The following is a 25,581-nucleotide window of genomic DNA, read 5'->3' as shown; positions in this document are numbered from 1 at the left end:
GAAAACGAGGCCAGGAAAGGGAGTATCCATTTTGTGTATAAGACCTGCCAAATTACTCCAGAAGCTATGTATGTTATTCATTGTTTTTATAGCTGTTCAAGGCATTCCAATTGTTGCTGCAGCAGAGGATAACCCGGTTGAAGATCCCATTACCGCAGAAGAAGAGGAAACGCTTCAAAATACATTATTAGATGAGATTTCATTAGATGAAATTCAATCCTATTGGGATGAGCTGATAACGGAATACGGTGATAACTTGCCTGATTTACAAAAAATCAGCATCTATGAATGGATAAAAAATGGAGATAGCATATCAATACAGGACATCCTGTTATATTTTTTACGTTATCTCCTGCATGAACTGATTATTAACGGAAAACTCCTTGGCACTCTTTTAATGCTGACATTATTTGCGGTTGTACTGCAATCTATTCAGTCAGCATTTGAACAGACAACTGTCAGCAAGGTTGCCTATTTTGTTGTATTTTTAGTCCTGTTATTTATTGTATTGAACAGTTTTTATTTGGCAACCTCCTATACCAAAGAAGCTATTGATACCATGCAAAGCTTTATGATTGCGCTCCTCCCTCTGGTGCTGGGGATGATGGCGAGCTTTGGAAGCGTGATTTCTGTCTCTTTTTTTCATCCGGTTATTATTTTTTTTATTCACTTTAGCGGTGTATTTATCTCAACCTTTATTTTACCTTTATTGTTTCTTTCAGCGATGCTGGTTATTATAAGCAGTTTAAATAGCCACTATAAAGTTACTCATTTGGCAAATCTTTTTAGAAATGTTGCGGTTGGCAGTCTGGGGATTTTTTTAACGATCTTCCTGGGCGTTATTTCTGTCCAAGGTACTGCAACAGCAATTCAGGACGGGGTAGCAATAAAGACAGCAAAATTTGTAACAGGAAATTTTATACCTGTGTTAGGACGAACCTTTACAGATGCAGCTGATACTATCCTCAGCGCTTCACTTATTTTAAAAAATGCTGTCGGCATGATCGGTCTTTTTATTATTTTATTTATTGTGGCTTTTCCAGCTTTGAAGGTGGGAGTAATCGCAATTATTTATAAACTGGCAGCTGCTATTTTGCAGCCCCTCGGCGGCGGACCTATTGTCCAATGCCTGAATACTGTAAGCACGTATATTTTGTTTATCTTAGCCTGTTTATTGGCTGTATCACTTATGTTCCTGCTGGGTATTGTCATTATTGTGGCAGCAAGTAATTTAACCGTTTTACTACGATAGGGGTGATAAGAATCGGAATATTTACAGATTGGGTAACACAAATTATTTTATTTATTATTCTGGCTTCTGTGATTGATTTGCTTATCCCTGCCAACCATTTGCAAAAATATGTCCGGCTGGCTATTAGTTTAATATTAATTTTGATTCTTCTTCAGCCTGTTTTTTATTTATTTAATACGGACATAAATGCGGCCATATCAAGCTCTATGAACCGAATTGAGAGTCAGTTTAATAATCAGTCATCGATAGAAAATCAAATAGATTTTGAAAAAAATGAAATAGAAAATGGACAAGATGCATATATTTTAAAACAAATGGCTATTGAATTGGAAAAAATAGCAGAGGAATCGTTAAAAGAGGAATTTGCCGTAGAGATTACATCTATTGATTTCCAATTTGCTGTAACGGATTCCTTAACTTATGAGGATCTGACAGAGGTCATTGTCTATATAACAGAATCAGAACCAGGGGAAGGAGCGATGAATACGGTTGAGGATGTTGTTATTGAATGGGACCACGAGGAGGAAGAGCATGCAGAAGAATCGTTTCAGGAGATTGAGAACAGTTTAAGAGAGCTTTGGGAGATTGAAGATAAAGAAATAACGGTCTATTGGGAAGGAGAGGGATTTTGAAAAATAAACTAACTTCTTTTTTAAAACAGGCCAATAGTAATGAGGAAGTTTCCGGGAAAGAACAAAAACAGCCCTCTAAAAAAATCGGGTTTATTGTCATCTTAGGTTTAGTGGGAATTCTGATTATGGTTATCAGTAACCTGCTGAAGCCAGAACAAGAGGCGCAGCCGGTTCCTTATGATGATACGCAGATAGAGATTTCTGAAGAAGCAGCAACTCAGTCGATGAATGGAGAAGTAAAAGAATTGGAAAATGAGCTGGGTGAGCAGCTGGCCAGTATGCTGAATCAAATGGATGGTATTTCAGAAACGGAAGTAATGATTAATTTAGAGGCAACCAGTGAGCAGGTTTATGAAAAAAATCGGACAACGGGTCAGCAGACAACAGATGAAACGGATCGCAATGGAGGTTCCAGAGTAGTGCAGGATCAGACAGATGATCATCAGGTGGTGCTCTACCGGCAGGGAGATCAGGAAACCCCTTTACTTGTACAAACAAAACAGCCAGAAGTGCGGGGCGTATTTATTATTGGACAAGGGATGGAAAGTCAATCTATTAAAAGTCAAGTAATTGAAGCAGTATCAAGAGTGTTAGATGTCCCTTCACATAAAATTTCAGTAATGGCTAAAAATTAAGGAGGTAGAATGTATGTTAAAAAAACAAACAGTATGGTTACTGACAATGTTAAGCTTGATGGTTGTTTTAAGTGTGTATTATATTTTTTCGTCAAATGGGAATGATTTAGCTTTTGTAAATGATGGACAAGAAACAGCCACAGAAGATGCGGTACCGGCAACGCAATCTGAAGAAGACATCGAAGTGGAGAATATAGAAAATGTAGATAGTGATGAATTATTTACAACCATCCGAATGGAAATCCAGGATGAACGCAGCAGGAAAAAAAGTCAGTTAACAGATGTAGTGGCTTCAGCAAATGCATCACCAACTGAAAAGGATGAAGCACTGCAGGAAATTGACAGTTTAGAGGAATTATCGGTTAAAGAAAACCTTATTCAGCAACAACTTCTGGCTGCTACAGAATATGAAGATATTCTTGTCCGCTCCGATGGTGAGAAAGTACATGTACATGTGAAAACAGAAGAATTATCTAATACAGAAGCAGCAAATATTATGCAGATGGTTCGTGATGAATTTGGAAGAGATATTGTAACAGAAGTTAATTTCCAGCCGACAGGTAAATAAAATCTGAAGCCAGCAGCCCCTGAACTGCTGGTTTTTCTTATTTTTAACTCAACTTTCGTACCTGAGAATAAGCATCTATACCTTCCTATTCCAGGATGAACATGTTCTTTATTATCCTGCTTGCATTTTGTTAAATCATCCTTCTATTGAAATGGAGATTGTGTATAGCTCCGCTCCGACCAACCACTACGCTTTCCATGGGGACGGCTTCAGCTAACTTGAAAAGAAAACCGCTTTTCAAGTGGATCTTCAGCTCGCCCTGTTCCCATAGGAGTCTACGTGGTTGGTCTGCGCTCAGTTAGGTTACTACAGCGCATGAAAGAAATCATATCCTGGATGGGGTTGGATGAAATAATTGCTTTTTGCTTGTTGAAAAGATTATTTTAGTGTTTTAAATGGTTGATTTGCAATTTAAATAATAATACGGCATGGATAGTAAATATCGGGAATAGCTTTCATGAATAGAAAGTAATCGTGACCGGACATTTTTATTTATGCCCCGAAAAATATGTTTTTAACTGGTCTAATTTCTATTGACTCAGTTGTACTAAACAGTATAGAGCCCCCTTCCAGCGGAGGCGGACCGTTTTGACTCCTGAGGGATTAGCACCATCTGAAGATCCACTTTTGCCAAGTGCTCTTCTTGGCAAAAGTTAGCTGAAGAGCGTGCCCCTAGGAAAGCAAAACGGTCCGCCGCAGCGGTAGCCTTACATGTTACCTTCTTTCTAGATAGAGTTTATGCTATGTCAAGAGATAGATGGAAGGAATGATCAACACCTGTCTCTATGATAAGCAAGTTATTTTTTTAGGTGCGAAAGTTGAGTTTTAAAAATATAGTTAAAACCAACATTATCGGGCTATAACTGTTATAATAACAAGATAGTATTTGCGGTAGACTTGAAGTTTTTATTCATTTTATCGTAATATATTAGAAGGTAATGAAACAGCCAATATGAAATACTAAAAAAAGATTTTAATCGAAGCGAGGAGTGCCAATATGTTACAAGTAGATGAGATTAGAGAAATTATTGAAATGGTCGATAAATCATCGTTAACAGAATTTTCCTATGAGGCAAACGGTGCAGTAATAGCTATGAAAAAAAATACAGGTTCTGTAACTACTACCGTTCAAACACAGCCTCAAATTACAGCTGAACCTCAAGCTCCGTTGGTTCAAAAACCGCAGCCTGAAGCAAGTGCTCAAACAGAAACGAAAGCAGAAGAAACACCTCAGGCTTCGGCTGATTATGATTATGAAATTGTTTCCCCGATGGTTGGGACATTTTATGCTTCTTCTTCGCCGGACAGCGATCCTTTTGTGACAAAAGGCAGCGCGGTGAATACAAACACGGTTGTATGTATTGTGGAAGCGATGAAATTATTTAATGAAATTGAAGCTGAAACTAATGGAGAAATCGTTGAAGTTTTAGTTGAAAATGGTGAGCTTGTAGAATATGGCCAGCCGTTATTTAGAGTAAAGAAGAAGTAAGGGGATGGAATAATTGATTAAAAAGCTATTAGTTGCCAATCGTGGAGAAATAGCTGTCCGAATTATCCGCGCCTGTAAGGAGATGGGCATTGAGACGGTTGCAATCTATTCTGAAGCAGACCAGGAATCGTTACATGTTGAGTTAGCGGATGAAGCATATTGTGTCGGCCCGAAGTTAAGTAAGGACAGCTATTTAAACATAACTAATATTATGAGTGTTGCATTGTCAACGGAGGCGGATGCAATACATCCGGGATATGGATTCCTGGCAGAAAATGCTGACTTTGCAGAGATTTGCAGAGAATGCAATGTTACGTTTGTCGGTCCTACACCTGAAGCTATTCAAAAAATGGGTATCAAGGATGTTGCCAAAGAAACGATGAAATCTGCTGATGTTCCTGTTGTTCCTGGATCAGAGGGAATTGTAGACGGCATTGACCATGCAAAACAAATTGCCGATGAAATAGGTTATCCTGTTATTATTAAAGCAACTGCCGGCGGTGGCGGTAAAGGAATTCGTGTAGCCCGTTCAGAGGAAGAATTAATAAAGGGAATGGAGCTGACACAAAAAGAAGCTGAAACAGCCTTTGGTAATCCAGGTGTCTATATTGAAAAATATATAGAAGATTTCAGACATGTGGAAATTCAGGTATTGGCTGATACACATGGGAACATCGTACATCTCGGAGAAAGAGATTGTTCTATTCAGCGCCGCCTGCAAAAGCTTGTGGAAGAATCTCCGTCACCTGCAATTAATGAAACACTTCGCAGCCTTATGGGAGAGGCTTCTGTAAAAGCGGCCCAGGCTGTGGATTACGTCGGGGCCGGAACTATTGAGTATATTTTTGACAGACAATCAGAAGAATTTTACTTTATGGAAATGAATACTCGTATTCAGGTAGAGCACCCTGTAACGGAAATGGTTACTGGAGTGGATTTAATTAAAGAACAAATTCGTATTGCAGAGGGTCAGGAGCTGGCATTTACCCAGGAAGAGGTTACTCTTGAAGGGCACTCTATTGAATGCCGTATCAATGCAGAAGATCCTTATAAGAATTTCATGCCCTCTGCAGGAGAAATCGAAATGTATCTCCCGCCGGGCGGACTGGGAGTTCGGGTTGATTCCGGCGCATATAGCGGTTATAGAATTCCGCCATACTATGACTCCATGATTGCTAAGCTTATCGTTTATGCTCCTACCAGAGCAGAAGCTGTAGAACGTATGAAGCGTGCGTTAGAAGAATTTGTTGTTGAGGGAGTACACACGACAATTCCGTTCCAATATCAAATTATGAGCCACCCTGTGTTTAAAGAGGGAGACTTCAATACGAATTTCTTAACTGAATATCCGATCATCCAGGAAAGGGAAGATGAGGATAGCAAATAAGGAGTGAAGGCAATGAGCGATCAATTATTATTAGATATTCTTGAGGATGACAGCTTAGGCAGCGTACAAATTGTACCGCAAGTGCTTGAAGTTATTGCAGGAATAGCTGCAACGGAAGTAGATGGCGTAAAATCGATGCATGGTAACTTTGCAACGGGTGTTGCTGAAAAATTTGGGAAGAAGTCACATGGCAAAGGTGTACGTGTTGAGCTAACAGATAATGGAGCTATTATTGATATTTATGTAATCCTTAAGTTTGGAAAATCGATTCCGGAAGTAGCAACAAAGCTGCAGACTAATATTAAGCAAAATGTCTATACCATGACATCTATCCAGGTTGAAGAAGTAAATGTTCATGTAGCAGGTATTCAAATGGAAAATCAGGAGATTGTATAGTTTAAAACAATTATCCTTAGACTCTTGCCTCATCATACGATTCTAAGTATGAAATAAAGAAGATGTATAAATATACATTTGGTCAACAAAGGGGAACACAGGTTAATATTCTGTGTTTCCTTTTTGTTGGGGAAGTATACACGTTTTTTTTATTTTCTGATCAGATTTAAATTATTATCAAAAAAAGCGGGTATACTGTATCCTAGCCAAAAATAAGGGAAACGTGTTATGATTTTAACAGTAAATGAAAGAATGTAGAGGAGCTGCGTGATGAACCGACATAAAGCTAGAGAAAAGGCATTTCAGACGCTTTTTCAATTAGATATGAATCAAGATGAAATAAGCTTGGCAATGGAAGCACTGAAGGAAGAAGAACGGAAAGATGTATTCCTGACTATGCTGATTGAAGGAGTAATTACTTATAAAGAAACGATTGATTCAAAAATAGCAGGAAACCTGGAAAATTGGTCGCTCGAACGTATAGCAGCAGTAGAGCGTACTATTTTAAGGCTGGCAGTTTATGAATTATTATACATGGAGGATATTCCGCCTAATGTATCGATTAATGAAGCAATTGAGCTGGCACATACATTTGGAGATGAACAATCCGGTAAATTTATCAATGGAGTATTATCAAAGGTTATTTCTTAAGGGGGAGCAAATATGACTGCAGAAATATTAAATGGAAAAGAGCTATCCGACCAGCTGAAAGAAGAGATGAAACAAGAAGTAGAAGCTTTGAAGCAAGAGAGTATCCATCCTCATTTGACTGTTATTTTAGTAGGAGATAACCCTGCGTCAAAGTCTTACGTAAAAGGGAAAGAAAAAGCCTGTGAAGTGACGGGGATATCGTCCAGCTTGATTGAGCTTCCAGGATCAGTATCAGAGCAGGAGCTGTTACAGGTTATTGAAAAACAGAATAATGATAAAGAAGTTCACGGAATTCTTGTCCAGTTACCATTGCCTGACCATATTGATGAACAAAAGGTTATTCATGCTATCTCGCCTTTAAAAGATGTGGACGGTTTTCACCCGATTAATATTGGAAAGCTTGTAAATGGAGAAGAAACCTTTTTACCCTGCACACCTTTTGGAATTCTGACGATGCTTGAATCTAAAAATATTGAAATAGAAGGAAGGCGTGCAGTAATTATTGGACGCAGTAATATTGTCGGGAAGCCGATGGGATTATTGTTGTTAGAGAGAAATGCTACAGTTACATATTGCCACTCCCGTACGAAGAACCTCCGTGAAATTGCGTCTGAAGCAGACATTCTGGTCGTTGCAATGGGCAGAGAGCATGCTGTTGATGGAAGTTATGTGAAAGAAGGGGCAGTTGTTATTGATGTTGGAATTAACCGCATGGATAATGGAAAACTGACAGGCGATGTAGAATTTGAAAGCGCCAAGGAAAAAGCAGCATATATTACTCCTGTTCCCCGCGGTGTCGGTCCGATGACCATTACGATGCTTTTAAAAAATACTATTAAAGCAGCAAAAGGATTGTCTGAAAAGTGAAAGACAACTATTTAACGGTTACTGCCCTGACCAGATATGTGAAACGTAAAATAGATACGGATCCACATTTACGTCAGGTATGGCTGCGTGGGGAAATATCAAACTTTAAACACCATAGCCGCGGGCATATGTATATGACCATTAAAGATGATAATGCCCGTATTCAGGCAGTTATGTTTTCTTCAAATAACAGCAAGCTATTATTTCGTCCAGAAAATGGCATGAGTGTGCTTATTCGTGGAGAGGTAAGCGTATATGAGGCAAGCGGTCAATATCAGCTCTATATCCGTGAAATGGAACCAGACGGCATCGGTGCTCTATACCAGGCTTTTGAGCAATTGAAAGAAAAATTGCAAATAGAAGGCTTATTTCTTGATGATCAGAAAAAGAAGATTCCTGCCTATCCGAATCATGTCGGTGTTATTACCTCGCCGACAGGAGCGGCTGTTCGTGATATTGTGACAACGATTGAAAGAAGATCACCCTCCGTGAAGATTACAGTTCTGCCTGTATCTGTACAAGGGCCGCAGGCTGTCAGTTCAATTGTAAGAGCTATTCAGTATGCAAACGCATTTCCAGATGAGTATGATGTCTTGATTGTCGGCCGCGGCGGTGGATCTATTGAAGAATTATGGAGTTTTAATGAAGAAGCAGTTGCAAGAGCGATTTACGATTCGAGCATCCCGGTTATATCTGCTGTAGGGCATGAAACGGATACAACAATTGCAGATTTTGTAGCCGATTTACGAGCTCCTACACCAACAGGAGCAGCTGAATTGGCTGTTCCATCGCAAACAGAACAGCTTGATAAAGTATCGTATTTTGTACAGCGTCTGACTCAGGTAATGCGAACAGATATACAAATGTATTCAAAGCGTTTAGAACGTTTAAGCCAAACCTATGCATTTAAATATCCTAAACAGCTGATTGCACAGAAGGAACAAGAGCTTGATAGTATGCTGGATACGCTTAACAGGTCATTTGAAAACCGGGTGGAAGAGAAACAGCTCCGTTACACACACTTGAAAAAAAGATTGGGTATGCAGCATCCGGAGCAAGAAATAAAAATCGCAGCTGATAATAATAATAAATTAACAGCACAGCTGAACAGATCCATGAAACAGCTGTTTACAAGCTCAGAACGTGAGCTGCAGACTGCAATAAATAAATTAGCACTGGTAAACCCGCTTGCAATTATGGCACGAGGCTACGGGATCAGTTATAACCAGGAAGGTAATGTAATCAAATCCATCAAGGAAGTGAATCAGGGCGCCCAAATTGATGTAAGGCTGAAAGATGGATATGTTCAAGCGGAAGTACAAAAGATAAAGGAGGCCGATGACAGTGGCGGAAGAAAAGAAATATGATGAATTAACCTTTGAGCAGGCTATGGAGAAACTGGAAAACATTGTAACCATGCTGGAAGAAGGTGATGTTCCCCTTGAAAAGGCAATCGAATATTATCATGACGGAATGAAGCTTTCTAAGCTGTGTAATGAGAAATTAACAAATGTACAGGAAAAAATGGTTCATATTTTAAACGAACAAGGAGAACTGGAACCGTTTGATGTAGAGGAGGAAAAATAAGATTATGCATAAACGATTGCAAGCTTATCTGGAATATTACCGCGAAGAACTTCAAAAAGCATATACAAGCTGCTTTGATAAGCTTGAGATACCTGCTAATTTAAAACAGTCCATGCTTTATTCCTTAGATGCCGGTGGGAAAAGATTACGTCCAATTTTATTATTGGCAAGTTATGAGGTATACGGCCAGGATGTTCAAAAAGTAATGTCATCAGCTATTGCCCTGGAGATGATACATACCTATTCACTTATTCATGATGACCTGCCGGCAATGGATAATGATGATTACCGGCGCGGTATGTTAACGAATCATAAAAAGTTTGATGAAGCCACAGCTATTCTCGCCGGCGACGCGTTGTTAACCTACAGCTTTGAGCTGATTTTAGATGATCCATTACTTACTTCAGAAGAGAAAATTGTCCTGGCCAAAGAATTAGCTGTCTGCAGCGGACCTAAAGGTATGGTTGGCGGACAAATTCTTGATATGGAGGCGGAGAAGCAATCTGTTTCTTTAGAAGCAATGGAAGAAATCCATGCTTTAAAAACGGGCGAACTCATTCGTTTTGCTATTTTTGCAGGAGCATACTTAGCAAATGCTACTGATGAACAGCTACATTATTTGAAGCAATATGCGTATTATCTGGGACTGATTTTTCAGGTTCAGGATGATATTCTTGATGTTTCCGGCGAGGAAGAAAAACTGGGTAAGCCGGTAGGCAGTGATGAATTAAATGAAAAAAGCACGTATCCTAAATTATTAGGGCTGGGTGGCGCTATAGAACAAAAAGAAAAATATGTTCAAAAAGCTTATGAAAGCTTAAAGTTAGCTGATGCAGAAGATTCACTTTTAAAAGCATTAACGGATTACTTTAGTCAAAGAGATCATTAAAATAGAAAATTCGAAAAATCCCAATAAAAATGATACACCTGGAAAAGGACTTTCTGCTTCAGTGGAACCTTTGAACATGGATAAAAAAACGAAAAGGAAAAGGTCTATGAAGAAAAAGAAAAGAATTGATGAGCTATTGGTTGAAAGGGAACTTGCAGAAGATATTGAGAAAGCAAAACGTGCTGTTATGGCAGGACTGGTCTATTCTGGAGAGGAACGTATTGATAAGCCTGGCAGCCTGCTTCCAGTTGAGACGCCATTGCGGATTAAGGACAAGCGTTTAAAGTATGTTGGCCGTGGCGGATATAAACTTGAAAAAGCTCTTCAATCATTTTCTGTGGATGTTTCAGATAAAATATTTATGGATATTGGCTCCTCAACAGGCGGTTTTACGGATTGTGCATTGAAAAATGGTGCAAAAAAATGTTATGCCATTGATGTCGGTTATAATCAATTAGACTGGAAGCTTCGCAATGACCCTCGTGTTATCGAGATGGAACGAACAAATTTCAGGCATGTTACACCAGATATGTTAACATCCGGTTTTCCTGAGGTAGCTTCTATTGATGTATCTTTTATTTCTTTAAAGCATATTTTCCCGGTCCTGGCCACATTGCTAAATGAAAAAAATGACATTATTGCCTTGATAAAACCCCAATTTGAAGCTTTTAAAGACCAGGTTGGTGCGAAAGGAATTGTCAGGGATCCTTCTATTCATTTGGAGGTTCTAGAAAAAACAGTAAATTATGCGGCTGATGTTTCATTTACTTTAGTGGATTTGACTTATTCACCTATTAAAGGGACTGAGGGGAATATTGAATTTTTAGCACATTTTAGATGGATGAATAAAGAAATGCCAAAAGACATTAATTTAGAACAAGTTGTTAAAGATGCACAACAGGCACTGGTTTAATAAATCTTAGGTAAGCTTTACTAAAAGGAGGGATTTATACTTGAGTAAAATACAACGTCACATTAAAATTCGTGAATTGATTACTGAAAATATTATTGAAACACAGGATGAGCTTGTTGATGCTTTGAAAAATCTCGGCTATAACGTAACACAGGCAACGATATCACGTGATATTAAAGAGCTGCAATTGGTAAAGGTTCCGACAAATACAGGACAGTATAAGTACAGCCTGCCGGCAGATCAGCGTTTTAATCCACTGCAAAAGCTGCAGCGGTTAATTGTAGATACATTTGTCAAAATAGAGAATGCAAGTCATTTTATTATTCTAAAAACACTTCCCGGCAATGCGCATGCAGTCGGTGTTTTAATTGATAACCTGGATTGGGAAGAGATTATGGGGACGATTTGCGGGGATGATACTTGCTTAATTATTTGCCGGACTCCGGAACATGCGGAAGAAATTAAAAATCGGTTAATCGGGATGCTTTAAGAGGATGTTTAAAAAGCCCAACAAAAATGACACATTGGGAAAAGGAGCTTCTACTAAGAGCGCCCACGTCGTGTGGGCAACGTAGAAGTCATTACATCCTGTGAAAGCACATTGGCTTACTTTTCCGGTGGGAATGGGACTGCGATTACTCGTCCCATCAAAAGCGCTACTCGCGTATCTTAAAGCATACGCTGCGTTCCTCAAAGATGCACCGCCTTGAACTTCTTGGTCCTTTTTATCGTACTTTTTGAACGCACACTTTAAAATTGTTTAGTTGGGGTGAGGAGCATGTTAACAGAATTATCTATAAAAAACTTTGCGATTATTGAAGAATTATCCTTAAGCTTTCAGGAAGGACTTACTGTATTGACTGGGGAAACGGGAGCTGGGAAATCAATTATTATTGATGCTATCCAATTATTAGCTGGAGCACGGGGATCAGTGGACTTTGTCAGACATGAATCGAATAAAGCGGAGATTGAAGGATTATTTTTTATTGATCATAAAAAGCATCCTATTTATCAAGTTGGTAAAGCATACGGGATTGAAATAAGTGATGAGCAAATTGTGCTCCAACGGACGATTACGGCCTCAGGAAAAAGCATCTGCCGTGTAAACAGTAAATTAGTGACATTAGCCATTCTCAGAGAATTTGGAAAGACATTGATTGATATCCATAGCCAGCATGAGACACAATCGTTGATGGATAATGAGCAGCACATTGACTTTTTAGATCTTTATCTGGGAGATGCAATGAAAGAAGCGAAAAAGGATTATCAGGATATTTATTACCGTCTGGAAAATCTGAAGAAGAAGTACCGCAGTTTGAATGACAATGAGCAGGAGATGGCTCAGCGTCTGGATCTGCTTCAATTTCAGCAGCAGGAATTAACAGAAGCACAGCTTGTCCCTCAAGAAGATACGGATCTGGAGGAAGAACGTAACCAGCTTGCTAATTATGAAAAAATACATAAATCACTTTCCGATGCTTATTTTTCATTATATGGTGAGCAGCACGGATTAGATTTAATCAGCCAGGCGCAAATATCGCTACAGGATAGTGCGGATTTAGACCCTTTTATTGCCGGAAAATTAGATAGTATGTCTAACCATTATTATATGCTGGAAGAGATTACTTATGATATCCGTAATTACCTCGATCAGCTGCAATACAATCCAGAACGGCTTAATGAGATTGAACAGCGCATGGATGAACTGAACAGACTAAAAAGGAAATACGGTCCGACTGTGGAAGAAATGTTAGACTATCTAGGCCGTGTAGAAGAAGAAATCGAGCAGATTACAAACAGGGAATCACATTTAAATACACTGGTGACAGAAATTGACGAGCTTGAAAAAGATGCATTATTAGAAGCAGACCAGCTGCATCATTTACGAAAGCAGGCTGCTGAACAGTTAACGCATGATATTCACATGGAGTTAAAGGATCTTTATTTAGAAAAAACAACCTTCTCTATTGATTTTGAAGATTCTGCTCAAAGGAAGCTGAAATCTAACGGATACGATAAAATATTGTTCCGTATTTCTACAAATGTCGGAGAGCCTTTAAAGGATCTTACAAAAATTGCTTCAGGAGGAGAGTTATCAAGGATTATGCTTGCTTTAAAGAAAATCTTCTCAAAGCATCAGGGGATCACGAGTGTTATTTTTGATGAAGTGGATACAGGTGTCAGTGGAAGAGTTGCACAGGCAATCGCTGAAAAAATCCATGAAATATCACTTGAATCACAGGTTTTATGTATTACACATCTTCCGCAGGTTGCTGCGATGGCAGATACACATAAATTTATCCAGAAAAAAGAAAAGTCGAATCGCACCTTTACTTCTGTAATGGAATTAAATGACAAAGAGCTTATTGAGGAAATAAGCCGTATGATTACAGGAACAAAATTAACAGATACAGCAAAAGAACATGCAAAGGAAATGTTAGTATTGGCAGGCCGTTTTAAAAAATCAAATTAAAGGGATAAAAACGAAAAAAAACCGGACAATAAACGTACCGGTTTTTTCTTTTTCCTGTACTTACAAATTTCGTTAATAACATGTCCTTTTGCACCTTTAGAACAACAACACTATACGTTAGTTTATCTATATTTTTAGAGGAAAAGATACACATATCACATAGGTTGTTCCAGTTTAAACTGCCCTCCAACTGCAAAAAGTATATGTACAGAAAGATAATATTTTTTGTATGAGGAGGAGACGATTTATGAGTAAACCAAACAAGAGCAATTTAAAATATAAATTAAGCTCGCTGTTATCACTTTTTTTTATGTTGTTTTTTCTTTTTCCTTCCTTTATTCACGCAGATACATCCCTACAAGGATATAAAGAAGTGTTCCATGACTCCCCGATTACCCCTTTTTTCAATAAAGGAGAGAGCTCAAAAGAGGACAATAAGGAGCAGTACCATCGCCTGGAGGATGTAAAGGTGGTGCCGGGGGGACAATCTATTGGAGTACAGCTGGAAACAAAAGGTGTTCTGGTTGTCGGTCATCACCAGGTAAAAGTATCAGAAGGAGCAAAATCTCCGGGAGAAGCTGCTAAAATAAATGTTGGTGACACAATCGTTGAAATAAACGGTCAAAAAATAAATCATATGACAGATATCAAACCGATTGTAGATAATAGCGGCAAAGAGAATAAAAAGCTGCAGATCAAGCTGAAACGTGGAGATAAATTTATCGAAACCAATTTACAGCCGATTTTTGATAAGAAAGAAAAAGCTTATAAAATCGGGTTATATATTAGAGATACTGCTGCAGGTATCGGTACAATGACATTTTATGACCCGGAAACAGGGCGGTATGGTGCTTTAGGTCATGTTATATCAGATATGGATACAAAAAAGCCAATTGATATTAAACAGGGCTCCATTATTCATTCTTCTGTTACAGCAATTGAAAAAGGAGATAATGGTTTACCAGGGGAAAAACAAGCCTCCTTTCAAACACAGGAAAAAAGAATTGGTAATATAACCAAAAATACGGATTATGGCATATTTGGGATATTAGAGAAGGAAGTAAATCATGAAAAATATGAAGAAGCATTTCCTGTTGCGTTATCTCATGAAGTCAAAGAAGGTCCTGCAAAAATTCTTACAGTAGTTGATGGAGAAAAAATTGAAGAATTTGATATTGAAATTATCAGCAGTGTTCCTCAAAAGTCAGCATCAACCAAAGGAATGGTTATTCAGATCACTGACCCCAGGTTGTTAGAATTAACAGGCGGGATTGTTCAGGGAATGAGTGGCAGTCCAATTATTCAAAATGACAAAATTATTGGTGCAGTAACACATGTGTTTGTTAATGACCCGACCTCGGGTTATGGTGTTCATATCGAATGGATGCTTGAGGACGCCGGCATTATCAAACCTGAGTCTAATCAGAATGCAGCTTAAAAAATACTTGTAATGGTGATTGCCATTACAAGTATTTTTTGATTAGTATCTCAATTTTTGCGGCTTAAAAAATAACTTGCTCATCATGGAATAGGAAGGTATAGAAGCTTATTCTCAGGTGCGAAAGTTGAGTTAGTATTATAAAGATTAAAGTTGCGTACAGTGTATGGATACAGGTGTTTTATATCCAATTACTATCTGATATAATGAAAACGTATACAAAAAAGATTAAAAATCGTGTCGAAAGTTGGTGAAAAACAAAGAAAAACAGAGAATACTTAAGAAAATCGAAATAAATCAAAAGTTTTTTGATTTTAAAGAGGATATTTATATTTTTTGTAGAATATGTAATAGGTGCATAAAAAGCAAAAGGAGGATTTTTTAGTGAGTAAAATATCTGTATGTTTTGTTGATGATAATCGTGAGTTAATTCAATTAATGGAGGATTTTTTTGGGGAACAGGAAGAAATTGAAATAGTTGGAACAGCCTTAAACGGCAGGGATTGCATCCCGCTAATTGAAGAGAAGAATCCAGATGTATTGGTATTAGATATAATCATGCCCCATATGGACGGTATTGCCGTATTAAATGAAATTAAAAAAATGGATTTAAATAAAAAACCCCATATTATTATGCTGACTGCTTTTGGCCAAGAAGAAGTAATGAAGAAAGCTGTAGATTTAGGAGCTTCTTATTTTATTCTGAAGCCATTTGACATACAGAATCTGGCTGACCAAATCTTGCAGGTTCAGGGCAGCAGCATTCCAAGAGTGTCAAATGTAAATAAAACGAATACAGAAAACAGGAAAAAACAAGATTTGGAAGCGAATATAACAAATATTATTCATGAAATTGGTGTACCTGCACATATTAAAGGATATATGTACTTAAGAGAGGCAATTACGATGGTTTATAATGACATTGAGCTTTTAGGGTCTATTACAAAAGTACTTTACCCTGATATTGCGAAAAAGTTCAACACAACTGCTTCACGGGTGGAAAGAGCTATACGCCATGCGATAGAAGTTGCCTGGAGCAGAGGAAATATAGATTCCATTTCGGCTCTATTTGGCTACACCATCAATATTTCAAAAGCTAAGCCGACAAATAGTGAATTCATTGCAATGGTGGCTGACAGATTACGTTTGGAACATAAGGTGTCATAACAATACGGTGGCAGGTATTAAACAGTCGGCATCATTTTTTTTACCCGATGTAAAGAGTCGTACTGTTTTATATACTAAATGTAAATATTTAAAACAGCTCTATTTTTTATATTCGAAAAAGTTGGTATATTACTTATTTTTGATTAACATAAGGAATGGTAAGCATCAGATTTTTGAAATGTAAAAAAAGACCGTATTAAACGTTTTGTTGATTTGATTTAGCCGAGAATAAAAACAGTAATCTGATACCATAAAGCAAGTGCTACAAGCAAAAGAGCAGAAATAATTTTTATTAGATTAGTTTTGGAAAAATAGTTCTTGCCTGGATAGACTTCTAAAAAAGTCACAATAAGTAAAAGAGTTGATAAAAATGGCAGTGTTAAGTAGTCAGCAACCTTCGTTAAATAGATAATTCCCAGAACAAAGCTGATTATAATAATCGGAAAATAAAGCCAACGTTTCTTTTTCATCGTTTCAGTCAATTTTATACACTCCTTGAACTTGTACTTTATTTAAAGCATATTAGGATCAGACTAATTTTATGTTAGAAAAAAAGGTTAACGGACACATTTTAAAATGTGTCCGTTAACCTTTTTTAGGAATTATACGACTTCGAGACAAAATGTTCTCAGCTTGTATGAATACACTTTTTTTAGTGAATATTACGGTATAATCCGATAACCTTACCCAAGATAGAAACATTTTCATAATAAAGTGGTTCCATTGTTGCGTTTTCCGGCTGCAGGCGAAAACGATTCTTTTCTTTAAAAAAACGTTTAACAGTAGCTTCGTTATCCTCGGTCATTGCTACAACGATATCGCCATTATCTGCGGAACTTTGCTGTTTGACAATAACCATATCATTGTCTAAAATACCTGCCTCAATCATACTTTCTCCATCAATTACAAGTATAAACAGATTATCCTCCGGCCCGGCTGAGGAGCTTGGAACAGGAATGAATTCTTCAATGTTTTCAATTGCTGTAATAGGGATTCCTGCAGTAACTTTTCCGATTACAGGTACATAAATAGCTTTGTCTCTGGGCGCTTCGTTTTCATTCTCATACATAATCTCAATGGCGCGGGGCTTTGTTGGATCTCTTCGTATATATCCTTTGTTCTCCAGCCTTTCTAAGTGGCCATGAACGGTAGAGCTTGAAGCTAATCCTACAGCAACAGCGATTTCACGAACAGAAGGCGGATACCCTTTTTGCTCTACTTGTTCTTTAATAAAGTCAAAAATCATCTGTTGTCTTTTTGATAGTTTTGTCATGACTTTCTCCCCTCTAGCATAGGTATTTGTTATTCACAGTATAGCACTTAAATAATAATTTTACAAACAAATGTTCTGAAAAAGTATTGACAAGAACAACTGTTCTAAATATACTGGTATCAGAACAACTGTTCCAGGACCTTATAAAATACTGAAGGGAGTTTTTTATATGTTTGAAAAACTAATGAAATCAGATGCATTTTATATTGTGGCTTTTATTATTGCATTATTATTTTTATATACGATGATGGTTACTACTGCTTAAATATTTTAGCCCGTATGGCTAATTTCCTTGCATATTTTTTAGAGAGTAAATAAAATTTGCAGTGTTGGTAAAATAAATTGTTTAAAGTGCTTGTTCTAAAAGTATGAATAAATTTTCTGTTTTATTTTTATTAGACTTATGAACGTATTCTTAAAGATGCATTTTACTTAAGAGATGAGAAAAAGAGGGCTTTGCTATTGGAGGATAAAATATTGAGAACAATAATTTATTGTCGGGTAAGTACTGAGAAAGAAACACAGGAAACATCACTTCAAAGACAATATGAAGAGTTAACAGTACTGGCTGGAAAATTAAATTTTACTATTGTGGATTGCATTGAGGAAAAGGCCAGCGGCTATGACATAGATAGAGATGGTATTTTTCAGCTTCTTGATTATTTTTCACATCAAGAAGCTGATTGTCTTTGTATTCAAGACGAGACAAGATTAGGTAGAGGAAATACTAAAATTGCTTTATTTCATCAGCTGCGGAAAATGGATATCCCTATTTATACAATTACACATGAGGGGAGGCTGGAGATAAATGAAGCTGACTCAATGGTGCTAAATATTGTCGGTATAGTGGAAGAATATCAGCGTAAACTACATAATATGAAAATAAAACGGGGGATGCGCCGCGCTGTATCAAATGGATATAAACCTCAAAAAAATTTAAATCATATCAATCAGTCTCCGGGAAGAGAGCGTACTGAAATTCCAATAGAAGAGATTGTCCGGCTTCGTCAGAATAAATTAACGTTTCACGAAATCACTACGGTTTTAAACGGTCTTGGCTTTAATGCATCAAAAGCTACAATCCACCGGCGTTATCAGGAGTATATCAATTCCTTGAATGAAAATTAATCGTAGCGTAAGATAGAAGAACAGGAAGTTTATCTCCTGTTTTTTTAGTAGAAGGAGGGACAAGTTATATGTTGTCTAAAGATAAATTAGATAGAATTAATATTTTAGCCAATAAAGCAAAAAATGAAGGATTAACAGAGGAAGAAAAAAATGAGCAGCAAACATTACGTAAAGAGTATTTAGCAAATGTACGAGGCTCTTTTAAAAATCATCTGAAAGGGATGACAGTAGTTGATCCGGAAGGTAATGATGTTACCCCGCAAAAGCTTCGTGATTATCAGGAACGCAGTAAAAAACACTAATTCTTCACATTCTTCATATTGACTTAGCTTGTATAGTAAAGGATTTCATTATAAAATAGAGATAGAAATAGAATATGTTTTGAAGTGGAAGGAGAAAAATAATGACACAACAAATTGAAGAACTATCCATTAATACGATTCGTACGTTATCCATTGATGCGATTGAAAAAGCAAACTCCGGACATCCTGGTTTACCAATGGGGGCGGCGCCTATGGCTTACACCCTCTGGACAGATTTTATGAATCATAACCCAAAAAATTCGAAATGGTTCAATCGTGACCGTTTTGTTTTATCTGCTGGTCATGGATCTATGCTGCTTTACAGTCTATTGCATTTATCCGGCTATAAAGTGTCTATCGATGATTTAAAAGAGTTCCGTCAGTGGGATTCTAAAACTCCGGGGCATCCGGAAGTACATCATACGGACGGTGTGGAAGCAACTACAGGGCCATTAGGTCAGGGGATTGCTATGTCTGTTGGAATGGCAATGGCTGAAGCACATCTTAGTGCTACTTATAATAAAGAAGCGTATAATGTGGTAGACCATTATACATATGCTATTGTCAGTGACGGGGATTTAATGGAAGGGATTTCTCATGAGGCGGCATCTTTAGCCGGTCATCTCGGCTTAGGCAAACTGATCGCCCTTTATGATTCAAATGATATTTCCTTAGATGGTGATTTGGATCGCGCATTCTCTGAAAACACGGAACAACGCTTTAAAGCATACGGCTGGCAAGTGCTTCGGGTAGAAGACGGAAATGATGTAGATGCTATCCGCCAGGCAATTAAAGAAGCACAGCAAAATCAAGACCAGCCGACATTAATTGAAGTGAAAACAATTATCGGCTATGGCTCTCCGAATAAGTCTGCTTCCAGTGCTTCACATGGATCTCCGCTTGGAGCAGATGAAGTGAAGTTAACAAAAGAAGCCTATAAATGGAATCATGAAGATTTTTATGTATCTGATGAAGTATATGCCGACTTCAAAGAAAAGATTGTTACTGACGGTTCAAAAAAAGAATCTGCATGGAATGAACTTGTTGCGGCTTATAAAGAAGCATATCCAGAATTAGGTGAGCAGTTTGAACTTGCGTTGAAAGGCGAGCTTCCTGAAAACTGGCATGAAAGTCTTCCGGTGTATGAGGAAGGATCAAAGCTTGCTACACGTGCCTCTTCAGGTGAAGTGTTAAATGCAGTAGCAAAAGCTGTTCCAAACTTCTTTGGCGGAAGTGCGGACCTTGCAGGATCCAATAAAACGACAATTAATGATGAAAATGATTTTACAAAAGAAGATTATGCCGGACGTAATGTTTGGTTTGGCGTTCGTGAACATGCAATGGGCGCAGCGTTAAACGGAATGGCTCTTCATGGCGGACTTCATGTTTTTGGCGGAACATTCTTTGTGTTCAGTGACTATTTACGCCCATCTATTCGTCTTGCATCTATTATGAATATGCCTGTAACATATGTGTTTACACATGATTCTATCGCGGTTGGTGAAGATGGTCCAACGCATGAACCTGTAGAGCATTTAGCTGCTCTACGTGCTATGCCTCATCTATCTTTAATTCGTCCAGCTGATGGAAACGAGGTACAGGCAGCATGGAGACTAGCTCTGGAATCAACAGATCAGCCTACAGCTCTTGTGTTGACCCGCCAAAATCTTCCTACATTAGCTAATACAGCAGAATTAGCTTATGAAGGAGTTAAAAAAGGTGCTTATATTGTAAGTAAATCTGAAAAAGAAACTCCAGATGCCCTTCTATTAGCTACAGGTTCTGAAGTTCAATTAGCAGTTGCTGCTCAAGAGGCTTTGAAAGAAAAAGGTGTCGATGTTCAGGTTGTAAGTATGCCTTCATGGGATCGTTTCGAAGCGCAGGATGAAGCATATAAAAACGAAGTACTTCCTAAAGAAGTAACAGCTAGAGTTGGTCTTGAAATGGCAGCGTCATTTGGATGGGATCGTTATGTCGGCTTTGAAGGAAAGACTCTTACCATTGACCGTTTCGGCGCTTCTGCGAATGGCGATCTATTAATTGAGAAATTTGGTTTTACAGTGGATAATGTTGTTAAATTGGTTGAAGAAGTTACAAAATAAGGAAAGTTTATATACTTTATATCAATGAAGAGAGAGGTAAAAGTACCTCTCTCTTTTATTATTCTAGTTTCGACAAAAGAAGTTGTTCTTTGCACACTATTTTGACAACTTTCGGAAATAGATTCCTCTATAATAATAGTCAAAGGAGGAATGCGTGATGAATGAATATGCAATTTATTGGATAGAAGAGAGTGTAGCAAAAAATTATTTTCATAAAAGTGATTTATTACATCGATTCTTTTTAGAATGTGCTGAAAATCAAGATGAGATAATAATTAGAAAGCAATTTCGATTCATAACCAGAAAAATCCATTTTTATAAGTTTGCTATGCATTTAAAGACGTTTTCTTCACCTGATATCATGATAAAACGAATCGGGAATAGAGTGATTGTAAAAAAAGGGGAAGAAACACTTTGTCTATATATAGAGAATGGACAGTTAATTTTAAAATGTAATCATTTAGTTTCGGCAGTATCTGTACTTTTTCCTATATTAGAAGATATTCATCCTTATTTCTTTGTACAGGGGAAGGATACACCTCAGTATGGATGGATTTCTCCAAAGCCGGTAAAAGCACAGGATGATGAAAGTCAAGTGTTGTATAATTTCCTCTAATCTAATATACTGTATTAGAGACAACACGAAGGAGGAAATTTTGTAACATGAGTACGATATGGGTAGTATTAATTGCAATTGCAGCTTTAGTTGCTGGTGTTGCTCTTGGATTTTTCATTGCCAGAAAATATATGATGAATTATTTGAAAAAGAATCCGCCGATTAATGAGCAGATGCTTCGTACATTGATGATGCAAATGGGCCAAAAGCCATCGCAGAAGAAAATTAATCAGATGATGCGGGCGATGAATAACCAAAATCAGTCTGGGAAATAATTTATAATTATTTTATGGACAAGCACTAAAACCACTTTTTTTAGAAGGTGGTTTTTCTTATTGGTAAAAATAATTATGCAGGGAAGGATACAATATTATCCCTTTAGGCATCTTTTTTTCATATCATTCGTAAAATGTATGGAGATTGTCATAAAATAATCTTTTATTTTTGTATTTCTCTGTTAGAATAGAAATGATTGATAGGGGGATTATCATGGAGGAAATTAATATTTTCTTAGCCTTTGCAGCTGGATTTCTTTCATTTATTTCGCCTTGTGTTCTACCGTTGTATCCAGTATTTCTTTCTTATATTACGGGAATGAGCATGGATGAAATAAATCAAGATAATAAGGGGCTTGATCGAAAAGCAATTTTACATACGGTATGCTTTCTAATTGGTTTTTCAAGTATTTTTATAATGATTGGTTTTACGACAACTTATATCTCCGAGTTTTTAGTAACATATCAAAATGAAATAAGACAAATTGGTGCTATTTTAATTATCTTTTTTGGTTTAGTTATTGTCGGAGTATTAAATTTTCAGTTTCTCATGAAAGATCGTAAAATTCATTTTAAAAATCGTCCTGCAGGTTATTTTGGTTCTGTTATCATTGGTATGGCTTTTTCCTTAGGGTGGACACCATGCACCGGGCCAATTCTAGCTATTGTATTTTCACTGGCTGCAACAAGTCCTAATATAGGAATGATTATGATGGTCAGCTATATTTTAGGGTTCTCTATTCCTTTTTTAGTACTGGCCTTTTTTATCGGCAAGTTAAAATGGTTTAGAAAGCACAGCCAAAAAATGGTGAAAATCGGCGGCTGGATAATGATTTTAGTGGGAATTGCATTGTTTTTTGATTGGATGACAAAATTAACTGGATTTTTAGCAAATTTATTCGGCTTTACCGGGTTTTAAATGCTTTCAAATAAGAGTATTTAGAGGTATGCTTGAAATAAAGATTTTAAACTAGAAGATGAAAAGCATCAGATTAAACTATTTAAAAGCTGATGTTTGCCAGAATTTAGAGAAAAGAGTTGTTAGGTATGTATTTAGCAATTGCGACAACGGCTGTTTTTGCATTTATGGCAATTGTGATGATATTTGTGCGGATGCGTGCTTCCAGAAGGCCGGCATCTGTAAAAAGCATTATCCTGCCGCCATTTTTTATGAGTACCGGGGCGCTTATGTTCTTATTTCCGATGTTTCAGATAAGCTGGCTTCAAGTTGCGGAAGCGCTGATTGTAGGAATAATATTTTCTATTTTTTTAATTAAAACATCAAAATTAGAGCATGAAGGGGATCATATCTATGTTAAGCCATCAAAGATGTTTCCCGTCATTTTAGTTAGTTTGCTGGTAATCCGTATTATTATAAAGCTTATTATTGGTACAAGCATCTCTGTCGGAGAAACCTCCGGCATGTTCTTTTTACTTGCTTTAGGAATGATTGGGACTTGGAGATTAGCTATGCTTTATCAGTATTTACAATTAACAAAAAAGCAAAGTGCAGAAATTTGAGCACTTTGCTTTTTTATTTACGAAAATCATTCTTTTATTGGAATATAACTTGTTTAGCCCCGGGATATGAAAACTATGATTTCTTCTGCTTATATTTCTCTTCCCAATTCTCCTGATAATTGTCTCTTGACTGCCGGAAAAAATCTTCATAGGGCGCAATATCAATATTTTTTTCCTTCAGTTTTTTGCGGAGAAATTTATGATCTCTTTTTGGTGTTGCTAAAATATATCCTTCAATTAATGTTGGACGTGTAATGGATTCCTCATTTTTTTGAATGGATAATTCGCCAATTTTACTGGCAATTCTTTGTCTGGCAACATCTCTAAACAATTCAGGAACTGGTGAAACCAGTTCTTCTAAGAAGTCTTTTTCTGACTGAGACCATTTATGTAACGTCTGTTCAAAATAATATTCTTCCCAATCCATAATTGAGCGTCCGTCCTCTTTTGGCAGCCGTTTTAAGAACTTTCGAAACATAAAATACCCACCGATTGCCATCAAACCTATTAATAAACAGCCCCACATTATAACAATAAGTGATATCATCGTACACCTCACCTTAATCTTACAAGAAAAATTACGAATATTGCTAATTATTATAAACTATCAATTTATTTTTTTAGAAAATTGTAGTAACATTAATTTAACCATTGTCATCATTCCTTACTTTTATATTATAAAGTTATTAAGAAATATACACAAGTATTCATAATTGTTTCGTCATAATCATACATATTATTTATAATAATTTCTGGAAGGAGCATGGGTATGGATAAAAAACAAAAAAATGAACTGCCTAATGGCTTACAAAGTTCTGAAAGTCGTCATAATTTACACCCCGATGCAGCGCTTTCAGCAGCCATTGTTTCATGGCTGAGTAAGAATATTGAAGGAATTGTGGTAGTATTCAAATTAAGCGGCGAAATAGAATATATCAGTGATTCTGTCTATAGGATACTTGGTTATGGACCAAAAGAAGTAATTGGAAAGACGTGGAAGGATGCTCCACTCAGAATAGACCCTGAGGTTACATCACAGTTTTTGATTGATGACAAAGTGAAACAAAAAAATCTGTTAATCGATATTCCGACTAAAAAAGGTGAGGTGTTCTCTTTTTCCTGTGAGTTAAATTACGATTTAGAAGATATAGATACAGAAAAAAGAATTTTGGCTTATCTGGAAAGAAAAACAGAAGATTCAATGCTGGATGATTTGATGATCCGTTCAGAGAAGATGAATGTGGCAGGTCAGCTGGCTGCAAGCCTGGTTCATGAAATACGCAATCCGCTTACATCCTTAAAGGGTTTCCTGCAATTACTCCAGGCTGGTGCACAGCATAAGGAGGAATACTTTAATGTGATGATTGAGGAAGTTGAAAAAATCGAGTCAATTACATCAGAATTATTATTTATTTCGAAGCCTTTGACAGATAATCGTTCTAAAGAAGAAGTAACAAGTATGATGCAGGACGTAGCAATGTTATTACAATCGCAGGCGAATCAAAAGAATATTCAAATTCAGCTGCAGAGCAGTACAAATGCACCGGTTCTTTGTGATCGTTCTCAAATTAAACAAGTTCTAATTAACCTGGTGAAAAATGCAATTGAAGCAATGGATCAGCCTGGACAAATCATTGTTAAAGCAAAAGAAAATGATGATAAAATAAAAATTTCTGTTATTGATGAAGGCTGCGGGCTGCCAGAAGAGGTTCTGCACCGGCTCGGGGAACCTTTTTTTACAACAAAATCATCCGGGACAGGACTGGGGCTGTTAATTACTAAAAAAATCCTCAGTAATCATGATGCAGATTTTCATATGTATAATAATGAAGATAAAGGGAGCACGTTTGAAATTATTTTTCCAAAGGCTGATGATGATCCTGACATATAATTTTTTTGATGCAATGTTTTCATTTTACAAACCTAATCAGGTTTAAAGCATTCATATTATTTTCACTATCAATAATTTAGGGTTTATATAAGTTAGGCTTATCTCTTGGCATAACTTTTTACTATCTAC

At 37.0% G+C, this 25,581-nt stretch carries 28 protein-coding genes; 25 read left to right on the top strand and 3 right to left on the bottom strand.

Features of this window, described 5'->3' with window-relative positions; translation table 11 throughout:
* Positions 1–70: 70 nt before the first annotated feature.
* The 17 genes from spoIIIAE to spo0A all read left to right on the top strand — a co-directional run bounded on the left by spoIIIAE (position 71) and on the right by spo0A (position 16,344).
* Positions 71–1,252, top strand: a complete 1,182-nt coding sequence (gene spoIIIAE, locus MHH51_RS13530; RefSeq protein ID WP_156987649.1) for a stage III sporulation protein AE — start codon at positions 71–73, stop codon at positions 1,250–1,252.
* 2 nt (positions 1,253–1,254) lie between these two features.
* Complete coding sequence (spoIIIAF, locus tag MHH51_RS13525; protein ID WP_246145123.1) at positions 1,255–1,884, top strand: stage III sporulation protein AF; 630 nt, start codon at positions 1,255–1,257, stop codon at positions 1,882–1,884.
* Positions 1,881–2,519: a stage III sporulation protein AG gene (gene spoIIIAG / locus MHH51_RS13520; RefSeq protein WP_147210397.1), complete on the top strand. Its 639-nt coding sequence runs from the start codon at positions 1,881–1,883 to the stop codon at positions 2,517–2,519. The genes spoIIIAF and spoIIIAG overlap by 4 nt, the downstream gene beginning before the upstream one ends.
* Before the next feature lie 13 nt (positions 2,520–2,532).
* A complete protein-coding gene (locus MHH51_RS13515; RefSeq protein WP_147210398.1) occupies positions 2,533–3,087 on the top strand; it encodes a SpoIIIAH-like family protein in 555 nt (184 codons plus the stop codon).
* A gap of 997 nt (positions 3,088–4,084) precedes the next feature.
* Positions 4,085–4,576, top strand: coding sequence for an acetyl-CoA carboxylase biotin carboxyl carrier protein (gene accB, locus MHH51_RS13510; protein ID WP_339282314.1), 492 nt, complete (start codon positions 4,085–4,087; stop codon positions 4,574–4,576).
* Between the two features lie 13 nt (positions 4,577–4,589).
* The gene (gene accC / locus MHH51_RS13505) at positions 4,590–5,963 is read left to right on the top strand and encodes an acetyl-CoA carboxylase biotin carboxylase subunit (protein WP_339282313.1); all 1,374 of its coding nucleotides are present in this window, start codon (positions 4,590–4,592) and stop codon (positions 5,961–5,963) included.
* Positions 5,964–5,975: 12 nt separating this feature from the next.
* Complete coding sequence (locus tag MHH51_RS13500; RefSeq protein WP_147210402.1) at positions 5,976–6,359, top strand: Asp23/Gls24 family envelope stress response protein; 384 nt, start codon at positions 5,976–5,978, stop codon at positions 6,357–6,359.
* A gap of 270 nt (positions 6,360–6,629) precedes the next feature.
* Positions 6,630–7,010, top strand: coding sequence for a transcription antitermination factor NusB (gene nusB, locus MHH51_RS13495; RefSeq protein ID WP_147210403.1), 381 nt, complete (start codon positions 6,630–6,632; stop codon positions 7,008–7,010).
* A 12-nt stretch (positions 7,011–7,022) separates the two neighbouring features.
* Complete coding sequence (folD, locus tag MHH51_RS13490) at positions 7,023–7,877, top strand: bifunctional methylenetetrahydrofolate dehydrogenase/methenyltetrahydrofolate cyclohydrolase FolD (RefSeq protein ID WP_339282312.1); 855 nt, start codon at positions 7,023–7,025, stop codon at positions 7,875–7,877.
* The gene (xseA, locus tag MHH51_RS13485) at positions 7,874–9,244 is read left to right on the top strand and encodes an exodeoxyribonuclease VII large subunit (protein WP_339282311.1); all 1,371 of its coding nucleotides are present in this window, start codon (positions 7,874–7,876) and stop codon (positions 9,242–9,244) included. The genes folD and xseA overlap by 4 nt, the downstream gene beginning before the upstream one ends.
* Positions 9,216–9,464 carry an exodeoxyribonuclease VII small subunit gene (locus tag MHH51_RS13480; protein ID WP_147210406.1) on the top strand — a complete coding sequence of 83 codons (249 nt, stop codon included), beginning with the start codon at positions 9,216–9,218 and terminating at the stop codon, positions 9,462–9,464. The genes xseA and MHH51_RS13480 overlap by 29 nt, the downstream gene beginning before the upstream one ends.
* Positions 9,465–9,468: 4 nt before the next feature.
* Positions 9,469–10,353 (top strand): polyprenyl synthetase family protein, encoded by an 885-nt coding sequence (locus tag MHH51_RS13475; RefSeq protein ID WP_156987605.1) that lies wholly within the window; start codon positions 9,469–9,471, stop codon positions 10,351–10,353.
* Between the two features lie 106 nt (positions 10,354–10,459).
* On the top strand, positions 10,460–11,266 hold the full coding sequence (locus MHH51_RS13470; protein ID WP_156987603.1) for a TlyA family RNA methyltransferase: 807 nt from the start codon (positions 10,460–10,462) through the stop codon (positions 11,264–11,266).
* 40 nt (positions 11,267–11,306) lie between these two features.
* Positions 11,307–11,756: a transcriptional regulator ArgR gene (argR, locus tag MHH51_RS13465; RefSeq protein ID WP_077601359.1), complete on the top strand. Its 450-nt coding sequence runs from the start codon at positions 11,307–11,309 to the stop codon at positions 11,754–11,756.
* A gap of 288 nt (positions 11,757–12,044) precedes the next feature.
* On the top strand, positions 12,045–13,739 hold the full coding sequence (gene recN / locus MHH51_RS13460) for a DNA repair protein RecN (RefSeq protein WP_339282310.1): 1,695 nt from the start codon (positions 12,045–12,047) through the stop codon (positions 13,737–13,739).
* A gap of 247 nt (positions 13,740–13,986) precedes the next feature.
* On the top strand, positions 13,987–15,177 hold the full coding sequence (gene spoIVB, locus MHH51_RS13455) for a SpoIVB peptidase (protein WP_156987599.1): 1,191 nt from the start codon (positions 13,987–13,989) through the stop codon (positions 15,175–15,177).
* A gap of 384 nt (positions 15,178–15,561) precedes the next feature.
* Positions 15,562–16,344 (top strand): sporulation transcription factor Spo0A, encoded by a 783-nt coding sequence (gene spo0A, locus MHH51_RS13450; protein WP_077601363.1) that lies wholly within the window; start codon positions 15,562–15,564, stop codon positions 16,342–16,344.
* A 218-nt stretch (positions 16,345–16,562) separates the two neighbouring features.
* On the opposite strand, the gene MHH51_RS13445 is transcribed toward spo0A, so the two are convergent.
* Positions 16,563–16,826: a hypothetical protein gene (locus MHH51_RS13445; RefSeq protein WP_147210411.1), complete on the bottom strand. Its 264-nt coding sequence runs from the start codon at positions 16,824–16,826 to the stop codon at positions 16,563–16,565.
* A gap of 170 nt (positions 16,827–16,996) precedes the next feature.
* Entirely contained in the window at positions 16,997–17,617 is a 621-nt protein-coding gene (gene lexA / locus MHH51_RS13440) for a transcriptional repressor LexA (RefSeq protein ID WP_147210412.1), read from the bottom strand.
* A 477-nt stretch (positions 17,618–18,094) separates the two neighbouring features.
* On the opposite strand from lexA, the gene MHH51_RS13435 reads away from it, so the two are divergent.
* From MHH51_RS13435 to MHH51_RS13405, 7 genes are all read left to right on the top strand, one after another.
* A complete protein-coding gene (locus MHH51_RS13435; RefSeq protein ID WP_147210413.1) occupies positions 18,095–18,745 on the top strand; it encodes a recombinase family protein in 651 nt (216 codons plus the stop codon).
* A gap of 68 nt (positions 18,746–18,813) precedes the next feature.
* Positions 18,814–19,047, top strand: a complete 234-nt coding sequence (locus MHH51_RS13430; RefSeq protein WP_147210414.1) for a DUF896 domain-containing protein — start codon at positions 18,814–18,816, stop codon at positions 19,045–19,047.
* A gap of 101 nt (positions 19,048–19,148) precedes the next feature.
* The gene (tkt, locus tag MHH51_RS13425) at positions 19,149–21,149 is read left to right on the top strand and encodes a transketolase (protein ID WP_147210415.1); all 2,001 of its coding nucleotides are present in this window, start codon (positions 19,149–19,151) and stop codon (positions 21,147–21,149) included.
* Between the two features lie 157 nt (positions 21,150–21,306).
* Complete coding sequence (sirA, locus tag MHH51_RS13420) at positions 21,307–21,765, top strand: sporulation inhibitor of replication protein SirA (RefSeq protein WP_077601368.1); 459 nt, start codon at positions 21,307–21,309, stop codon at positions 21,763–21,765.
* 47 nt (positions 21,766–21,812) lie between these two features.
* Positions 21,813–22,040, top strand: coding sequence for a YneF family protein (locus MHH51_RS13415; RefSeq protein WP_077601369.1), 228 nt, complete (start codon positions 21,813–21,815; stop codon positions 22,038–22,040).
* Between the two features lie 214 nt (positions 22,041–22,254).
* Positions 22,255–22,959 (top strand): cytochrome c biogenesis protein CcdA, encoded by a 705-nt coding sequence (locus MHH51_RS13410; protein ID WP_339282309.1) that lies wholly within the window; start codon positions 22,255–22,257, stop codon positions 22,957–22,959.
* Between the two features lie 128 nt (positions 22,960–23,087).
* The gene (locus tag MHH51_RS13405) at positions 23,088–23,561 is read left to right on the top strand and encodes a cytochrome c biogenesis protein CcdC (RefSeq protein ID WP_147210417.1); all 474 of its coding nucleotides are present in this window, start codon (positions 23,088–23,090) and stop codon (positions 23,559–23,561) included.
* Between the two features lie 73 nt (positions 23,562–23,634).
* On the opposite strand, the gene MHH51_RS13400 is transcribed toward MHH51_RS13405, so the two are convergent.
* Entirely contained in the window at positions 23,635–24,108 is a 474-nt protein-coding gene (locus tag MHH51_RS13400) for a DUF2621 family protein (RefSeq protein WP_147210418.1), read from the bottom strand.
* Positions 24,109–24,330: 222 nt separating this feature from the next.
* Between MHH51_RS13400 and MHH51_RS13395 the strand changes: the two genes are divergently transcribed.
* Entirely contained in the window at positions 24,331–25,452 is a 1,122-nt protein-coding gene (locus MHH51_RS13395) for an ATP-binding protein (protein ID WP_339282308.1), read from the top strand.
* Positions 25,453–25,581 lie beyond the last annotated feature (129 nt).

It is taken from the genome of Oceanobacillus sp. FSL K6-3682 (genome assembly GCF_037976165.1).
Classification (GTDB): domain Bacteria; phylum Bacillota; class Bacilli; order Bacillales; family Amphibacillaceae; genus Oceanobacillus; species Oceanobacillus sojae.
The sequence above is the reverse complement of the archived record's forward strand: the minus strand, read 5'-3'. Positions and strand labels throughout refer to the sequence as shown.